We start from the raw sequence: 19,760 nt of genomic DNA on the forward strand, positions 1-19,760 counted from the left end.
GAAATGATTATTACATAATTTAAGCTTACAGATATGAAAATAGTATATATCTATATTTTATTTACGCTATTTGTTATAACAAACACATCACATGCTCAGAAGATAGAAAATAGCCATCCAAATATTATTTTTGTGATGACAGATGATCAAGGAATGGGTGATTTATCTTGTATGGGAAATACTATTTTGAAGACACCGCATTTAGATAGTTTCTATGCTAAATCAACTCGATTTACCAATTTCCAAGTGAGCCCTACATGTGCACCTACACGCTCTGCTTTGATGAGTGGTAGAAGACCATTCGAGGTAGGGGTAAGCCACACTATTCTACAAAGAGAAAGAATGGCATTGAATGTCGTGACATTTCCACAAGCACTTCAAAAGGCAGGGTATACAACAGGTCTATTCGGAAAATGGCATTTGGGTGACGAAGAAGCATATCTGCCTCAAAATAGAGGTTTTGATGAAGTACTTATGCATGGAGCAGGTGGAATTGGACAAGAAATTTATGGTGACTTTCCAGCAAATTCTGAAAATACATACTTCGATAATGTTTTACTTCACAATAATACAATTGTAAAAACGAAAGGATTTTGTACTGACATTTTTTTTGAATCTGCTTTATCATGGATCAAGAAACAAGAAGAGTCCAATGAACCTTATTTCTGTTATTTAGCGCTCAATGCTCCTCATGGCCCTTTTATCGCTCCAGAGAAATATAAAAAAAGATTTATTGAAGAAGGTTATGATGATAAAACAGCTGGAAGATATGGTATGATTGAAAACATCGATGACAATTTCGGTGTACTCATGGAGAAACTTAATGATTGGAATGCACTAGAAAATACACTTGTTATTTTTATGACCGACAATGGCATGAGTATGCCTAAAATTAAGAAAGATGGGAAGAAAATATCGCCTTTTAATGCTGGTATGAAAGGTCTGAAAAATACTCCTTGGGAAGGCGGAACTCACGTTCCTGCTTTTTGGTATTGGAAAGGTAAATTAAACGAAGGAGAAGATATTAGTGCATTAACTGCCCATGTCGATATTTATAAAACTTTTTGCGAATTAGCAGGAGCAGACATCCCGGAAAGTAAATTACCTCCTAAAGGACGATCATTGGTGACATTATTGGGAAATCCAAAAGCAAAGTGGGACGATAGAGAAATGTTTATTCATAAAGGAAGATGGGATGATAATTGGAAAAACCTGAAAACTAGAGAAGAGAATAAATATATTGGAGCATCTATCCGTACAAATGAATGGCGTTTGGTATTTGCTGAAGGAGAAGAAAAGCCACATTTATCAGCAATAACTAAAGATATAGGGGAAAACATCAATTTAGCCTCAAAATACCCTGAGGTGGTGGAAAAATTGAAGGAAAGTTATAGTAAGTGGTGGGCTACTTTAGACCCTTTATTGGTCAATAAAAACTTACCAAAGGTAGAACCTAAAGATCAGCCTTTTAATAAAAGGTATTATAAACAAAAAGAAGAAAAAGGAATCCCAGAGTGGGCTCCAGATTATCAGAAGGAAGCACAATAATTCTGAATTAATTTTAATGGTATTTTCCATGATGAATTATTAATATAATTATAGTTCATCATGGAATATTTTAGTATCTAGTGAAGTTTTTTTGTATTATTATAAAAACTTCTAGCACACTCTCAGCTATTTAATTACCTATGATGAAATGTCTCTCTTTTATAATTACCTTTTTTGCAGGATTACAATTAGTATCAGCCATAGATATCCATCCAAATTTTGTTAGGATTGAGAAATTTGTCAATGAACAAGGGCTTTATCAAAATACCGTTAATGCCATAGCTACGGATAAGAATAATCTTATCTGGTTAGGTACCCCTAATGGTTTGATCAAGCATGATGGTTATTCTTTTGAATATTTTTATCATCACGAAAGTGATAGTAATTCAATCCCTAACAATCACATTACTCATATTCAGAAAGATGTAAATGGAGATTTGTGGATCATTACTAAAGGTGGATTATGTTTATACAAAACAGATGAAGAAAGATTTATTACTCCTAAAACTGATTTTGGTGTTCCTTTTTTTATCAAAGAAGATTCAGAGAAAAATATATGGGTGGCTAGCAAAAATAAATTATACATATTTCAACCATCAAATCAAGAAAATTTCAAAAATATTGGTTTCGTTAATTATAAAAAATATACTGATAGGAGAAGGATTAATGATCTGGTCTTTATTTCTAACTCTGAATTTATAGTGACCACGAATTCTTCTTTGTATAGAGGCAAATATCAACTGAATAATATCAAAGAATTACATATGACATCAATGTCATTATCCAAGGAAAATATTGGGGTGATTACCTCTATTTTGAAAACAGAAAATTCTTTATGGATTGGAACGAATAAGGGCATTTACCAAACTTTTTATGAAGGGGAAAAACTCACAATTGTGAAATCATTTTTTGCTTCTGACGAATCAGATTATGCCTTAAATATCACCTCTTTATTTAAAGATCAGAACAATAATATTTGGATAGGTTCATTGAAAAAAGGAGTCTATAGATATAATCGTAAAACAGCTTCTTTTACCTCATTTAAGGATAACTCAAATCATAAATATGGACTCTCAAGTAATTATATTCAGTGCATTCATGAAGATCAATTTGGTGTGATGTGGATTGGAACAAAAAAGGGAGGAGTAAATAAGATAGATACACACCAAAAGCCTTTTTATAATTTTTCTTTATCAAACAAATTAGTAACAAGTATTGCCCAAAATAAAAATGGTGAAGTGTGGCTCTCTTGTTTAGGTAAGGATATAATGAAAACGAATACCTCTTTAGTTTTAGAAGAAGATAAAAATTCACAATTTAAAGAAGTGAGTGATGAGTTAAAGTTGTTGAATAGATATTGGATATTAAAATTATACGAAGATTCGAAAAATCACCTTTGGATAGGAGCAAAAAAGGGGAGATCGTATATATATGATATTAAGAAAGATCGTTTGGAAAGAGTTTTATTAGAAGTAAATAATGATACAATTTCTCCATTTTCAAATAGTATTTTCTATGAGTTGGGGGAAGATAAGATATTAATTGCAGGTCAGAGAGTTTTTATACTTGATAACCCTTATCAGGACATCTTTCAGAAGAAAATAGTAAAGGTAGAAAAAGACCTTTTTGAGATAGGATCAAACCATAAAGTAAATGATTTTTATAAAGATCAGCAGGGAAATTTTTGGTTTGCTACAACAAATGGTTTGTTCTTACTTCAACAAGAAAATAATGAGTTTGGGGTAAAAGCACATTATACTACTCAAGCTAAAAATGAAAAATTACAACTTTCTCACAATAACATTTCATCTCTTTATTTTAGTGATAAGCAGACTTTGTGGTTAACAACTCTTGGTGGAGGAATAATGAGACTTACATTAGACGAACACTATGAGTGCAGTGAATTAAAAACATATAAAACAGGAGATGGATTGTCAAGTAATATCGTCTACGGTATGATGGAAGATGATGAGAAGAACCTGTGGATGAGTACTTATATGGGTATCAGTAAGTTAGTTCCAAAGACAGAAAGGTTTATTGTATTTGATAAAAATGATGGATTGTCCAATTTCACTTTTATAGAATCAGCTTATCTTAAAACTGCTGAAGGAAAAATGTTGATGGGCGGAGCAAAAGGATTAACCATCTTCGATCCAGAAAAAATAAAAAAGAATACTATCCTTCCGGAAATCATATTGTCAGGATTGAAAATCAATCATAATAGCATTAAAGTTGGAGAAAAATATGATGATGAAATTTTATTAAATGAGTCTATTGCTACAACAGATAAAATTGTACTGAATAGTGATCAAAAAAATCTATCTCTAGATATTATTGTACAACATTCCTCGACACCTCAAAAGAATAGATTGAAATATAAGTTAGAGGGGATTAATGATAGTTGGGTGAATGTAGCTCATGGAAAGACTACAATAACATATACTAATTTAGATGCGGGTACTTATACTTTATACTATCAAGGAGTAAACCTAGACGGTATTTGGTCTGATGAAGTTAAGGAATTAAAGATTGTCGTATTAGCACCATGGTATTTGAGGTGGTGGAGCATTTTATTATTTGGAGTCGTAATTACTACAATCATTTATCTATTAATTGATTATTTAATCTATAATAATAAGTTAAAAGAAAGATTACAATATGAGCAAAAAGACAAAGAAAGAGTAGAGGAGATTCATCAATCTCGATTGCAATTTTTTACCAATATTTCTCATGATTTTAAAACTCCACTTTCTCTAATCATTGGACCATTAGAAAAGATTGCGGAGAATCATAATCTTCCGGAAGATCAGAAATACCTAAAAATTATCAATAATAATATTGCAAGGTTACAGAATCTAATTGAGCAACTTATTTCATACAGAAAAGCTGAAACGGGGCATTTAGAACTTAAAATTACGGAAACCACTTTAGGTGATTTTATCTATCCGTTATTAGACTCTTTTGAAGCCCACGCAAAACATACAAATTTTAATTTTTTCCATAAGGTAAATTATCCTAATCGAAACATTAAAATTGATTTAGTAAAAACAGAAAGGATAATCATGAATCTATTTTCAAATGCCATAAGATTTATAGATGATGATGGAGAAATTAATGTAGAAGCGGGTTTTGAGGAAGTAGATAATATCGAATGTGTCTTTTTTAAAGTAAGTGATACAGGTTGTGGGATTCCTCCAGAAAAAATGGAAGCAATCTTTGATAGATTTTATCATGGAATAGACAGTAGAGGCGAGTGGAGTGGTACTGGCATTGGTTTAGCACTAAGTAAATCGCTAATTGATTTAATGAAAGGAAAAATTCAAGTAGAAAGTACCCCTTTTGATAAGACTGTTTTTAAAATTACTATTCCAACCGGAACAGCACTAGAAGTAAATCATGTACCTTCTGAAAAATCGATTAAATACAGAAAGATCGTCACAGATTGGCTCCCCGATGAGGTGGAGTTGAATACACCTCAAGGAGATAATAATTTGTTGCCAAAACTTTTGATTGTTGATGATGAACAAGATATACTTACGTTCTTACAAGAGTCATTTAAAAATAAATATGAAATATTTTTAGCATCAGATGGTTTAGAAGCGTACAAAAAATTAAAGGATATATCACCTCAGTTAGTGATTAGCGACGTTATGATGCCTGATATGGACGGCTATGAATTATGTGATAAGATTAAATCAGATTCAGATACAAGTCATATTCCAGTAATATTATTGACTGCTTTAGATCAAAATTCTCAGAAAATAGATGGAATTGAAGTAGGTGCGGATGATTATATAACAAAACCATTTTCGATAAAACACCTTGAGATTAGAGTCCATAAACTTCTTGAAAATAAAAAACATATTTTAGAGTATTTCTCAAAAAATAGTAGCATTCCAGAAGATACACTTGAGATGTCGATTAGAGACCGTAAGTTTCTTGAAAATACGGTAAATGTAATTGAGAAAAACATGTCAAACTCTGCTTTTGGTGTAGAAGAACTAGCAAGAGAATTGGGGATGAGTACTTCTCATTTTTATAGAAAACTCAAAAAAATAACAGGGCAATCACCTAATGTTTATCTTCGAAATTTTAGATTAAGAAAAGCGGCTAATTTGTTAACTGCAGATAATGAAATGAGTGCTGTTGAGGTGATGGAGCAAATAGGGATAGAATCACCTTCTTATTACTCTACGTCATTTAAAAAATTACATGGTGTAAGACCATCAGATTTTGTGAGAAAAATGAAAGTTTCAAAAGAATGATATTCAATAAAAAAAATTAATTCTAATTTCAACCCAATAAATTAAACTAACCCACAATTGAAATGAAATTTAATCGTCAACCCCATTGCCTTTTGTTCATCATCTTTGGCCTGTTGATTTCTTGTCAAAATCAACCCTCAAGTGAATTAAAAGATCCAAGTCAAACGTATAAAAAATATTCTCCACAACCATCTGATATTAAAATTTCAAGAAGTGAATACAAAGAGAAGTTGTATGGATTTTGGTTGGGTCAATGTATAGCTAACTGGACAGGCCTTGTGACTGAAATGGATAAGATTGGCAATATTGGAGAAATCAAAACGGGAGACTTTTATACAAGAGAGGATTGGGGAAAACCAGATCAGCCAAGCATATGGGGACAGGGAATACCAAGTGATTTATCTGAAAACATTGATTTTGTAATCAGAGCCAAAAATGAGGTTTGGGGAGCAGACGATGATACCGATATCGAATATATCTATCAGCATCTACTTTACACAAAAAAGAAAAGTATTTTATCTCCGGAGGACATTCGTGATGGTTGGTTGAAGCACATCAAAAAAGAGGAGGAAAACTACCTTTGGGTTTCCAATCAAAAAGCATTTGATTTAATGCAAGAAGGAATGTTGCCACCAGACACAAGTGATCCTAAAAACAATGAGCATTATGATATGATCGATGCCCAACTGACCACAGAGATTTTTGGTTTCTTTGCACCAGCTCGTCCAGATATCGCTCAGAAAATGGCCTACCTTCCTATAAGAACCGTAGCAAGGGAAGACGCTGCTTATATCTCCGAATTTTATGTCAATATGTATTCATTGGCATCAAAGGTAGATCAAAAACTAACTCAAAAAGAGAAGATCTTATGGATGGCCAAAGAGGCAAGAAGTAAAATGCCAGCGTCTTCATATGCTACGAAGATGTATGACTTCGTTAGTACTGAATATCAAAAAGGAACAAATTGGGAAGAAGTGAGAGATTCATTGTACATCAAATACCAAGTGAATCAAGAAGAGGGGTATGATATTACCTCAAAGGAACTTTACTGTAACGGCTGCTTTGCAGCAGGAATCAATTATGGAGCTTCTATAATAAGTTTATTGTATGGTGAAGGAGATTTAAAGGAAACTATAAAAATAGGAACATTAACCGGATGGGATTCTGATAATCCTACCGCTACTTGGGGAGGACTCATCGGTTTTATGATTGGTAAAGAAGGAGTAGAAGGTGCTTTTGGAAGTAACTTATCCGATCGTTTTGATATCCATAGAACAAGACAAAACTTCCCATTAGACAGTGTAGATAATTTTGAAAATATGTCTAAAATCGGGGTGATTATTGTTGATAGAGTAGTACAAGAAGAGATGAAAGGGGGAGTTGATTTCGTAGAGAATGTATGGTATATACCTTTAGAATAGATTATTGATAATACAAAGAATTTGATTCTAATGAATAGAGAAAACGGATGTTTTTTATAAAGCTGAAAAAGTCAGAATGCCGAAATATGAAGTTAATCTATCAGGATAATATTTGATTGATTAAAAAACCTATGTATACCTACATAGGTTTTTTTTATTCTTAACACTTTTTCGTCATTAATAATGAAAATGCTATTAATAGTGTCTATTTGACGCTTTTTGTATAGTTGTTGCAGAATAACTACCACTAATTTTTAAGGTGACTACTTAGATTTGAACTATCGAAAATTGATTTTTTAATTGAATACTAAACGGAATGAAAAGAATTATTATTACTTTCTTATTTGCACTATCTGCATCGCTATTTACTTCTTGTTCTGAAGAAGATCAAAAACAAATCATCACTAATCCAGAGGTGGTGGTTAACCCAGCAAGTCTTGAATTTGGCGACTTAAATGTTGGCGAAGAATCGGCTCCACAAATGATTGAAGTCTCGATCTTCGATATTACAGGAAATGTTACAGTAACAATTCCGGAACATTTTCAAGTTTCATTAGAAGAAGCAGACGAATATGTTTCAGATGAACTAACAATTGAAGGATCAAATGCGGTGCTTTATGTAAAAGCAACTCCACCAGCAAGTTTTCAAGGTAACTTAGCAGGTGATTTAGCATTTATTACAGATGATGCACCTGAAGTGAAGGTTTCTTTATCTGCAAGAGTTGCTATCGAGATCACAGGTACATTATTAATGTCAGAATACTTTGAACAATATTCTGATTGGAGTGGGGTAATGCCACTGGATTCTGGTATTTTAAGCTGGGACCTTAACACAGATACAGTAGTAAATGCATCAAACTCAGGAGTAGGTTACCCAGAAACAACTATTTCTAATAATGAAGTAACGAATGTGTGGTACCATCCTATTCCTTTAAATGGAGCAACATTAAGAAGTTCTGTTGGTTTATCGGATGATTCTAACTTATCTTTTGCAGGTTACCCAACTGTAGATGGATATAGAAATATAAATATAGATCCAGCTGGTTCTTGGCATTTCTTTAAATGGATTAATAAAAAGAACGGCAACTGCGGTGGATTTAAAGAGCAAGGAAACAATACAAGTGCTGCGCGTAGATTTGCCTTAGATGGTAATACAAATGACCTTTTCATGTCAGTATTGATTAATGTAAATACGCTAGGGAGTGCTAGAAATGATGATGAATTAGGTATTGGTGATTTGATTGCCTTAGCCAATGCAACTTCAGGTTCAGCCAATAATAATGTGGTGAAAATTGTAGCCATTAATGATGGGCAAGGTGGTTTTAACTTTGGTTTAATTAAAGGTGATGAAGGTTCTGCTTATGTGCTTTCAACAGAGAGTTATGAAATAGGAGAAACATATGCAGTAGTTTTAAGCCATGAATTTGTAGAAGGAGATAACAATGATGTATCTAATTTATATGTATTCTCTTCAGGTGAAGTTATTCCAACTTCTATGAATGGTCTTTCTCCTGTTGCAACTATTGATGCTTCTTCCGATGGAGTAGGACTTGATCCAACAGACTTAACAACTGTATTCATCAGAGAGAGAACTCAAAGTGTTATCACTCCTGTTGCTTCTTTTACAGGTATTAGAGTAGGTGATTCTTGGGTGGCAACTTTGTTTGCAGAACATTCAGCTGCACAAAATAGTAATGACATTTCATTACATAATAGAGTATTAACTAATGTAGGCTCTTCTTGTGAGTAATATTAAGGCCTTTTAGATTTATAAAAATGAAATCTAAAAGGCCTTTTTTAATCTCATTCTATTAAAAATTATAAAATAATATGAAGTTAAAAGGATTTTACAATTTCTTGTTGTTTGTATTGATTATCGTTAGCACCATTTCAGTTAGTGCTCAAGATAAATTAATTTCAGGGACAATTTATGATGAAAATGGTGTACCTGTACCATTTGTAAATGTGATTATTAAAGGAACTTCTAAAGGTGTAGTAAGTAAATTTGATGGTACTTTTTCTCTTACCGGACTCAAAAAGGGAGATATTTTATTGTTTTCTTATATTGGTTATAAGACAAAAGATATTACCTATCATACACAAGCGATTTTAGATGTGACTTTAGAAACAGATAACGAACAACTAGAAGAAGTTGTTGTTATTGGCTATGGAACTCAAAAAAAATCTGATTTAACCGGCTCAACAGGTGTGGTAAGTGCTGAAGAATCAGATCTACAGCCGGTTCCAAATGTGCAAGGAATGCTACAGGGGAAAATGGCAGGTGTTGTTGTTTCGCAAAATAGTGGAGCTCCAGGAGCAGAACCTAAAGTTAATATTCGTGGTTTTACTGGGAATCCAATATATGTTATTGATGGATTAATTAATGCAGATATTAATGCAGTAAATCCTAATGATATTGAAAACATTTCAGTATTAAAAGATGCTTCAGCTGCTGCAATATATGGATCAAGAGGAGCTAATGGAGTAATCATTGTTACAACAAAAGGTGGGAAAAAAAATTCACCATTAAAAGTGAACGGTGAATATTATCATTCTATTGCACATCTAAATAATAAAATGGATCTTCTTGATCCAATATCATATATGCAAGTAGCTAATAGAAAAGCTTTAGAGAATGGATCAAATGAACTTTTTTCAAGAGAAGAAATAAGAAGAGCACAATCAGACCCTAATTTTGGTACAGATTGGCAAGATGAAATATATAGAGTTGCACATTCTAATAATGCCAATATTTCCCTTTCAAAAGGTTGGGATAAAACTACCATGAGATTATCATTAGGTGCAAGAGATGATCAAGGAATAATTCGTAATACAAGTTATAAGAGATATACATCAAGGTTATCTTTAGATCATGATTTGACAAAATCTACTAAAGTAGTTTTTAATGGTTCGTATTCTTTTGAAGATGGCTTAAATACTGATCAAGGTGGTCAGTCATCTGCAAAAAATGTTGTGGCAGCTGCTACAGCTTGGTCGCCTAATATTCCTGTTATAGATCCAAATACCAATGACTATTCTGGTTTTCAGGGATATGGAGCCACAGTATTAAGAAATCCTGTATATTCTGCTGAGGAAATTGATAGAATGACTAAGACAAAAACTATGTCAACCAACTTGGGTATTACTCAAAAAATCTTTCCAGAGTTGTCGTTTAAAGTATTTGGAGCTGTTCAATACAGAGATCTAGAAAATGATACATATGAACGTTATGAGCCAGCAGTACCTAACTCCTCTTCAACTTTATACCAATCTAGGGGTGAAAACCTGAAATACCAGGGGAATGCACAGTTAGATTTTAATAAAACATTTAATGAAAATCACTCATTAAATGCAACGGCAGTTTTTGAAGTGATCTCACGTAAATTTACTAATGAGTATTATACTACATCTTTTGATCAAGGGGAAGGAAAAGAAGGAACGCTATCTGAAAAAATCTCTATCATGCAACCTGAAGGGATGTTATCTGGTTTAGCGAGAGTTTCTTATGCTTACAAAGAAAAACTTTTATTTACTGGATCTGTACGTTTGGATGGTTCTTCTAGACTTCCTAAGAATAATCAATGGGATGATTTTTATTCTGCCGCTTTTGCATATAAATTAACTAAAGAAGAGTTTTTAGCCAACTCAGATATAATATCAGAATTAAAACTAAGAGCGGGTTATGGTGAAATTGGAAATGTAAACTCATTAAGAGCATTTCAAGTACAAAACTTAACAGATCCATTAATCAAACCATATGCGTTTGATGGTCAAACTCTATCATATGCAGAAGGGTTTGAAAATGGAAATAACAGAGCCAATTCTGATTTAAGATGGGAAGTTTCTCGTCAGGCAAATTTAGGTTTAGACCTAGGGTTATTTGAAGATAAAGTTCAGTTAAATGTAGATGTGTATCATAAAATAACCGATGATTCTCATTTTAATTCCCTAGTTCCCTCTTTTCTTGGTGGAGGATCAGTGACTACAAATACAGGTAAAATGCTAAATCAAGGTTTAGAGGTTCAACTGACTCACAAATGGACTAATGGTAAAAAGTTTTCAATACGAAATACTGTGAGTTTTAATTATAATCAATCAGAAGTACTAGAGATTCCTCAAGATTCAATATTCGTTGGGACAAGTGGATCATTAGAAAGTGGATTTGATAGGCAATCTCATGTATTGATTAAAGGTCAACAAGTAGGACAACTTTATGGATATAAATACCTAGGTGTAAAAAGATCTAATGCACAGGTGGATGGAGAAGTACCGGGTTTAAATGTTGGTGATGCAATTTATTATGATGCTAATGGCGATAATCAAATAGGTATTGAGGATATGCAAGTGTTAGGTAATGGTCACCCAAAATTTACTTGGGGTTTAAACTCTTATATCGACTATAAAAACTGGAGTTTAAATATTTTTATTCAAGGTGTACATGGTGTGGATGTTTTTAATCTACCTAAACATGGTTTATATGGTGGCGGATCTGGTGTGATAGATGCCACATCAACAGCTATTTTTGATAGTTACTCTTTTAATAAAAATGGAGAGTTACCATCATTAAACGCTTTATATAGAAAACAATCTTCACTTTTTGTGGAAGATGCTAGTTTCGTTCGGATTAAAAATATCACATTAGCTTATCAAGTACCTTTTAAAAAGCATTCTCTTAGAGTTTATGGTGGTGCTCAAAATGTTTTCACATTCACAAATTATAGTGGTTATGACCCAGAAGCAAATTCAGGTAGTAACCTAGCACCAGGGTTGGATAGAGGTTCATTCCCATTGCCAATTACTTATACGTTTGGATTAAATTTTGGAATATAAGATGAAAAAGCAGATAAAAATAATATCGTTGACTTTGTGTATTCTGTTTGGCACTTTGTCTTGTGAGTCAATTTTGACAGAAACACCAGAAGATAGAACAACTACAGATACCTTTTTTCAAAGTATAGAAAACCTTGATCATTCTGTCACCGCAACTTACAGACAATTAGTTGAAAATGCTTGGAATAGATCATTAGGAAGTGCCAAAGCAAGAACTGTATTTACTGGAGCTGACGATTTTACCACGTTAGATGGTGGTAATAAGTATGATTGGAAAGTAAGTGATCAACTTAACATAAGTGCGTCTGATATTAGAGTTTCTGATGCAGGTTGGAGTATGCCTTATACTGTAATTTTACAAAGTAATTTTGCTATACAAGGAATAGGTCAATTAATCTCTAGAGGTGAACCTGAAGATGCTGTAAATGCACTTGGTGCAGAAGCTTACTTTTTAAGAGCATGGGCTTATTTTAGATTGGTAAGGTTATACGGAGGGGTACCATTGGTATTAAGCCCTGAATATAATCAAGCAAATGTTAATCTAAGTAGGAGTTCAGTAGGAGAAGTTTATGAACAAATCTTAGTAGATCTTGATTTTGCACTTAAACATCTCCCTCAAACTCAACCCGAGAGAGGAAGAATAACTTATTGGGCAGCGAAAGCCATGAAAGCTGAAATTCATTTAACAATGGCAGGATGGCCATTAAAAAGAACTGAAAATTTTGCTTTGGCACTACAGGAAGCTCAAGATGTAATTCAAGGATCCCCTCATATTTTTGAAGACGATTATTCTCAAATTTTTGATACAAATCGACGAGATACAAACACAGAATATATTTGGCAAATTAAATTTTGTAATGTTGTGAATTGTCCAGGTTCTGCCTTAAATACACCATTTGCTTCGCAAGCAACTAAACCAACGGAGTTAGGTGGGTTTAAAGACATGTTTATTGAAATCGCTTTCTACAATAAGTATCCAGAAGGAGCAAGAAAAGAATTTAACTTTTTAAAGGAATTAGTCAAAGAAGATGGAGGTACTATTCCGTGGACAAGCTTTGCCGAAAAACATCCTTTCTTTAGTAAATACTATAGTGGAACCATTGATAAATATGCTCCATATGAAAGTCAAAAAGGGTCTACTGCTCCCGTTTCGGATTTAGACTTACCTATGTATAGAATTACAGAAATGATGCTAATTTATGCAGAGGCTAATGCTAATGGAGGTGGAGGAGATGCTTCTATTGCTCTAAATTATTTAAATCAAGTAAGACGAAGAGGAAAAGGAGTTGATATCAATCAAAATGACACAGATGATTTGGTGACCTTTACAGCCCAAGATGTAATTGATGAAAGAGGTTGGGAGTTGATAGGTGAAATGCGTAGATGGTTTGACTTAATTAGAACCGAAACTTTAGCGAATGCCTTAAGTGATAGAGACCCATCAGAACCTTCTTTAATTGGTGATCCTAACAATAAAAATCTATACTGGCATCCTCTCCCTCAACTTGATTTAGAATTAAATCCCAAATTGGAACAAAATCCAAGATAATAGTTAAATAACACACTGTACCAATAAACTACTATTGGTGCAGTGTTGTAACTAATATGATATCAACTGTTCTAATAAAAGAGTTCACGTTGGCATCGTAGTAACTAAATATAATATTCAATGAAAGGACTAATTACATATTTTACTATTACTTTATGCATAATCACAGCTTTTAGTTGTAGTCAAATTAAAAAAGCAAAAACTAAAAATAGTGAAAAACCTAATGTGATTATCATTCTTACAGATGATCAAGGATATGGTGATGTATCGTTTAATGGATCAACAGAAATAAGTACTCCACATATTGATAGAATTGCATATGAAGGTGTTAAATTTAATAACGGTTATGTGACTTACGCTGTTTGTGGTCCTAGTAGAATGGGATTAATTACAGGGCGTTACCAAGATCGTTTTGGAGGTAGTAGAAACCCACTTTGGGCCCCTAACGATATTAATCAAGGGTTACCACTTTCGGAAGAAACAATGGCTGATGTACTAGGGAAAGAAGGATATAAAAGCATCGCTATTGGTAAGTGGCATTTAGGGGCGCATAATGATTTAAGGCCATTAAATCGAGGTTTCGACGAATTCTATGGTTTCCTAACGGGAGGCCATAAATATTTTCCAGAAGAATGGACACTTTCCGATATATCTCAAGTAAAATCACAATTTGATGCGTATAGAACAAAACTACTAAGAAATAATACAAGAGTAGAAGAGCAAGAATACTTGACAGATGCATTATCTAGAGAAGCGGTTGATTTTATTGATAGAAATTCGCAAAAACCTTTTTTTATGTATCTCGCCTACAATGCACCTCACGCACCTTTGCAGGCTACTGAAAAATATTTGAATCGTTTTAAAAATGTATCTGATATAAAACGAAGAACGTATTTGGCAATGGTGAGTGCCGTGGATGATGGAGTTGGTCAAATTCTTTCAAAATTAGAAGACAAAGGAATAGATGATAATACCATGATTTTCTTTTTGTCTGATAATGGGGGAGCAATAAAAAATGCTTCTTATAACGGAGAATTAAGTGGTTGGAAGGGCTCTCTTTTTGAAGGAGGTATACATGTTCCATTTGCTTTGAGATGGCCAAAAATGATACAAAAAGGAGTGGAGTACAACCCAATGATAAGCTCTTTGGATATTATGGCAACGGCCGTTGCTTTTTCTGAAGCAAAACCAACTAATAATTTGGATGGTGTTAACATTGTACCATTTATTAGAGGTGATGTAAAAGGAGTACCACATGAAGCATTATTCTGGAGGAAATTTGATGATAAAGATTATGCTGTAAGACAAGGTGAATTAAAGTATCTTTCTATAAAAGATAGAAAAACTAACGTGAGAACAACCTCTTATTTTGACTTACAAAATGATTTATCAGAGAAGAATAATCTCAGTGATTTAGAGGAGAAACAAAAAGAGTCGCTTATAAGAAAATATAAAAAGTGGGAGGGCGATATGATGATGCCTAAGTATTTAGGTCTTTTGCAAAATAGTGAATATACATCTTTAAACCCTAACCGTTTTGTGACAGAAGTATACTAATCAGTTCCAAAAATAAATTTTTAAAGAGTTCAATGATTGAAGAATAATTTGCTATGTATTAATATTATCAATGAGCTGTTCCTACAAAGGGATAGTTCATTTCTTATTAATTATACTAAGAAGAATTCTTTTTCATTTTGCAAATAAAATTGTAATAAACTCTAATAAAAAAATATTTTGTAGTTTTAGATATTTATTATCTATGAATTCTAGTAATGACTACTTTATTATGAACATTTTTTTTGAGGATTTACCTTTCATCAATTCTACTTACTAAACTTTGAAATGATATGAATAAATACTTACTATTGTTACCTATTCTGTTGTTAGCAAGTCTATTAGGTGCAAAGCCGTTATCAGATTCTTACCAATTTCAATATTATAATGTATCTACAGGATTACCTACCAATTACATTTATAAAATACGACAAGACCAAAATAAAATTATTTGGTTGGCTACTAATAGTGGTCTAGCTCTTTTTGATGGAAAAACATTTGACATTAAACGCCCATCTATGAAATATCAAGGGTTTATAAATGAAAATGTAACAGCCCTTTACATCGAAAATGATAGTAATATTTGGGTGGGAACAAAAAGTGGAAGTTTGGCACATTACAATCAAATTACAGATAAATTTACAGCTTTAAATAAAATTATAATTGATAAAAAAGGAAAGACTATAAGTAGAATTTCAGCCATCGAAAAAGACAATAACAATAATTTATGGTTAGCCACTTTTGAACACGGAATTATTAAGTATAATCCCAAAAATCAAGAGGTAACAAGGTTTCTTGATAAGGAGAAAGTATTGGATGTAAAGAAAGATAAATTTGGGAATATTTGGTTTTCTACCTTCAATAAAATTTTCAAATACGATCCCTCTGAGAATAGAATCATTCCTTTTCAATATCCAATGGGGGGTATCATGGAAATTTATTATGATGAACCAAGAGATCAAATAATTATAGGGTCTGCTAAAGGTTTGTATAAAATAAAGACTGTTTCTAATAAAATAGAAGAATTTCCCTACAGTAAAAGCAACAATGATTTAGTAGGTGTAAATACAATAAAAGTGGATTTAGAAGGAAGGATTTGGGCCGGGTCATGGACAAAAGGTTTATTTGTGAGTGATGAAAACCAAGAGAGCTTTTCACAACTACCTCTTATTAGAGACTCTGATTCAAATACCCAATACAAAGCAATATTAGACATATTTTTTGATCAAGAACAAAATATTTGGATTGGAACGGCAAATGGAGGTTTAGTGAAATTGGTCAACGAATATGCATTAAGAAATTATCATAATTCCTATACTAATGATATTGGTTTACCAGATAATAATGTCCTAAATATGCTAAAGGATTCAAACGGGACACTATGGTGCGGGACATGGGGTGGAGGTATTGCTTATTTACCCAAAAATGGAACAAAATTTATTAGTATTGACGCTACTATTGGAGAAAAGGTAAGATGTATTAAGCAGTGGAAAAATAAACTCATTATAAGTGGTAGAAGAGGTATCTTCTTATTAGATATTAATACAAAAAAAATATCAAAAAATTATTTAAAGAAAATTCGTGTTAATTCTCTTTTAATTACAAAGGATCAAAAATTGTTTGTAGGTTCTCAAATGACAGGTTTATTTATTTATGATCTTAAATTAAAATACAAATTTGAAAATCATATAGAACATTATAACGTATCTAATTCCGACCTTATCAATAGTAGAATATCGGCATTATGTTTAGATAAAAATGGTGTGGTATGGTTGGGGACCTATGGGGGTTTACACTATTATGACACTATAAATAAAAAGCTAAAATTTGTTCCATTAAAATATCATCAAAAGTCTTTAGATCCAATGATAATAATTTCAATCAATGGAGAGAAGAAAGGTGAATTATTTTTATCGACTACACAAGGAATTATCAAAGTAAAAACAGAAAACAAAATAGAAGTAGAAAAGGTTTTTAATACAGAAATCGGTGTAAAAAACGATCGATTAAATGGGACTTCATTTGATAAAAAAAATCGTTTGTGGTTTAGTAATGTATTAGGCATAGGTATGATCAGTGAAGATGAAGAAAACATCATTAATATTGATATGAACAAACATAAAAATAATGTAATGAATGTTGTTGCTATATATAATGATGGGAAGAAGATTTACTTTGGTGGTACGTATGGTTTATATGAATTAGATCCTTATCAAATTGATTTATCTGCGGATATACCAGTTTTGATTTTAAATAGTCTGCAAGTTCATAGAATGAGTATTGAAGTTGGACAAAAATATAACGATAGAGTAATACTTTCTAAAGCTTTAGATTACACAAAAAAAATTGAATTAAATTATAATGAAAATACATTATCAATAAAAACTTCTGTACCAAATCATAAACAAAATAAAAGAGTTTTTTACCAGTTTAAAATTAATGAATTAGATGAAGAGTGGATCGATAATGGAGAAAACGATCAACTAAATTTAATTCTGCTAAAACCAGGAACTTATACGATACAAGTCAAAGCATCATTCGATCAAAAGAATTATAGCTCGATAAGAACTTTAAGTGTTAGAATAAATCCTCCTTTTTGGTTAGCATGGTATGCAAAGATTTTCTATTTAATTTTGATAGCGATTATTTTGGGAATGATTCTCCGCTATCTATGGATTAAAGCAATCTTAGAAAGTGATTTAAAAATTGAGAAATTTAAAAACGAGCAAGAACATGAATTAAATGAATCAAAATTGATGTTCTTTACTAATATTTCACACGAACTACGTACTCCTCTCACTTTAATTATTAGTCCTTTAACAGAAATGTTGACTATGGATTTGAATGATAAATTAAAAGAGAAAATTCAACATATTTATGGAAATACCGAGCGACTGTTAGAGTTAATCAATAACCTTCTTGATTTTAGAAAAGCAGAAAATGGGATGTTAGCGTTAAATACTAATACATATCAATTTGATGAGTTCATCTTTAAAATTTTCAACAACTTTAAAACGTTATCAAACAGACAGCAAATAAGATTAGAGTTTGAAAAGAAATCAGCATCTATCCCTTTAGTATTTGATTATGACAAAATGGAAATGGTGGTTTGTAATCTTCTTTCTAATGCTTTTAAATTTACCCCAATAGGAGGAGAAATTCAGCTTATTGTCGAAGATACTGATGATTATAGTATCTTAAAAGTTAAAGACAACGGTAAAGGTGTTTCTGAACAAGATCAACAAAAAATATTTAATCGTTACTACCAAATAAAAGATACCGAAACAATTAATATGGTAGGTACAGGCTTGGGCTTAGCTTTAACAAAAAAAATTGTGGAGCTACATCAAGGTGATATAAAATTAATATCCAAAGAAGGAAAAGGTACAGAGTTTATCGTGAAAATACCTCATTCACTGGAGCCAACTATTAAAGATGCTTTTGATGAAGAAACAGAGTTGGAGGAAACGCTGGAATTAAAGGTGTCAAATGGAAAGCCAAAATTATTAATAGTAGATGATCATCAAGAAATTAGAGAATACATATCAACTTTATTTCAGGAAAATTATCAAGTAACCACTGCTTCAGATGGAGAAATAGCTCAGGAAGTAGCTTTAAAAACAGTGCCTGATCTAATTATTTCTGATGTGATGATGCCGAAATTAAATGGTATTGATCTTTGCAAGAATCTAAAGGAAAATATTTCTACAGCACATATTCCAATAATTTTGTTGACAGCCAAAACAGATAATAAACATGAGATAGAAGGAATCCAATCTGGAGCTGTCGATTATGTTAAAAAACCATTTGATGTTAAGATATTACGCTCAAAAGTTCAAACACAATTACAGGATAGAGAAAAACTACAACGATTTTTCCAAAATAAGATCCGCTTTGAGCCTAATATTAATCTAAATGTAGAAAACAAAGACGAAAAATTCCTTCAAGATTTTGCCGACTTTATTCACCAAAATCTCGAAAATGATGAATTTCAAGTAGAAGATGCCGCAAACCATTTTTGTATGAGTCAGTCTACTTTATATCGAAAATTAAAAGGTTTGACAGGGATGACAATAGCAGGTTTTATTCGATCAATTAGATTAAAAAAAGCATCAGAATTATTAATACAAGAGGATCTCAAATTGTATGTTGTTGGAAGTATGGTAGGAATCAATAATTACAAATATTTTAAAACCGAATTTACCAAACAATTTGGAGTCTCACCTAAAGATTATAGAGACAAAAAGCTATCTGAACAACAGCAAAATTTGAATAATTAATGGTGTGGTTAAAAAATTGACTTGATGATACCTATCGTCGTTATGGAAGATTAGGTTAAAAAAATGATGTTTTTTAGGTGTTTATGAGGTTACAAAAAGTAACATCATTGATAATCTATTAATGAAGTACTAGTTTTGCTTTACATTGTTCGTATGACTTCCAAATCAATTGTTTTTTTAATCGTTGCAAATCATCTACTTTTCTAAACTTTCACTTTAATTATTATAACAATGTAAATCATATCTTCTCAGATTTTGGAATCATACGTATTGATTACTAAATACTATGAAACAGCTACTTTATACTTTATTC

The 19,760-nt window shown here is 32.1% G+C and carries 8 protein-coding genes; all 8 read left to right on the plus strand.

Annotated elements, in window-relative coordinates; all coding sequences use genetic code 11:
- Positions 1–33: 33 nt before the first annotated feature.
- The 8 genes from NH26_RS24760 to NH26_RS24795 all read left to right on the plus strand — a co-directional run bounded on the left by NH26_RS24760 (position 34) and on the right by NH26_RS24795 (position 19,447).
- Positions 34–1,548, plus strand: a complete 1,515-nt coding sequence (locus NH26_RS24760) for an arylsulfatase (protein ID WP_044228812.1) — start codon at positions 34–36, stop codon at positions 1,546–1,548.
- A gap of 143 nt (positions 1,549–1,691) precedes the next feature.
- Positions 1,692–5,813, plus strand: coding sequence for a hybrid sensor histidine kinase/response regulator transcription factor (locus NH26_RS24765; RefSeq protein ID WP_044228815.1), 4,122 nt, complete (start codon positions 1,692–1,694; stop codon positions 5,811–5,813).
- Positions 5,814–5,875: 62 nt separating this feature from the next.
- Positions 5,876–7,234 carry an ADP-ribosylglycohydrolase family protein gene (locus NH26_RS24770; RefSeq protein WP_044228817.1) on the plus strand — a complete coding sequence of 453 codons (1,359 nt, stop codon included), beginning with the start codon at positions 5,876–5,878 and terminating at the stop codon, positions 7,232–7,234.
- Positions 7,235–7,550: 316 nt separating this feature from the next.
- Positions 7,551–8,984 carry a hypothetical protein gene (locus tag NH26_RS24775; protein WP_044228819.1) on the plus strand — a complete coding sequence of 478 codons (1,434 nt, stop codon included), beginning with the start codon at positions 7,551–7,553 and terminating at the stop codon, positions 8,982–8,984.
- 80 nt (positions 8,985–9,064) lie between these two features.
- Positions 9,065–12,064 carry a SusC/RagA family TonB-linked outer membrane protein gene (locus NH26_RS24780; protein WP_044228822.1) on the plus strand — a complete coding sequence of 1,000 codons (3,000 nt, stop codon included), beginning with the start codon at positions 9,065–9,067 and terminating at the stop codon, positions 12,062–12,064.
- A gap of 1 nt (position 12,065) precedes the next feature.
- Positions 12,066–13,613 (plus strand): RagB/SusD family nutrient uptake outer membrane protein, encoded by a 1,548-nt coding sequence (locus NH26_RS24785; protein WP_084812393.1) that lies wholly within the window; start codon positions 12,066–12,068, stop codon positions 13,611–13,613.
- Between the two features lie 120 nt (positions 13,614–13,733).
- Entirely contained in the window at positions 13,734–15,170 is a 1,437-nt protein-coding gene (locus NH26_RS24790; RefSeq protein WP_071397306.1) for a sulfatase-like hydrolase/transferase, read from the plus strand.
- 290 nt (positions 15,171–15,460) lie between these two features.
- A complete protein-coding gene (locus tag NH26_RS24795) occupies positions 15,461–19,447 on the plus strand; it encodes a two-component regulator propeller domain-containing protein (protein WP_084812394.1) in 3,987 nt (1,328 codons plus the stop codon).
- Positions 19,448–19,760: the final 313 nt, after the last annotated feature.

It is taken from the genome of Flammeovirga pacifica (assembly GCF_000807855.2).
Lineage (GTDB): Bacteria > Bacteroidota > Bacteroidia > Cytophagales > Flammeovirgaceae > Flammeovirga > Flammeovirga pacifica.

Bases quoted from the DNA above. Each gene is read 5' to 3' on its own strand.
- NH26_RS24760 (WP_044228812.1), top strand. From the start codon at position 34: ATGAAAATAGTATATATCTATATTTTATTTACGCTATTTGTTATAACA.
- NH26_RS24765 (WP_044228815.1), top strand. From the start codon at position 1,692: ATGAAATGTCTCTCTTTTATAATTACCTTTTTTGCAGGATTACAATTA.
- NH26_RS24770 (WP_044228817.1), top strand. From the start codon at position 5,876: ATGAAATTTAATCGTCAACCCCATTGCCTTTTGTTCATCATCTTTGGC.
- NH26_RS24775 (WP_044228819.1), top strand. From the start codon at position 7,551: ATGAAAAGAATTATTATTACTTTCTTATTTGCACTATCTGCATCGCTA.
- NH26_RS24780 (WP_044228822.1), top strand. From the start codon at position 9,065: ATGAAGTTAAAAGGATTTTACAATTTCTTGTTGTTTGTATTGATTATC.
- NH26_RS24785 (WP_084812393.1), top strand. From the start codon at position 12,066: ATGAAAAAGCAGATAAAAATAATATCGTTGACTTTGTGTATTCTGTTT.
- NH26_RS24790 (WP_071397306.1), top strand. From the start codon at position 13,734: ATGAAAGGACTAATTACATATTTTACTATTACTTTATGCATAATCACA.
- NH26_RS24795 (WP_084812394.1), top strand. From the start codon at position 15,461: ATGAATAAATACTTACTATTGTTACCTATTCTGTTGTTAGCAAGTCTA.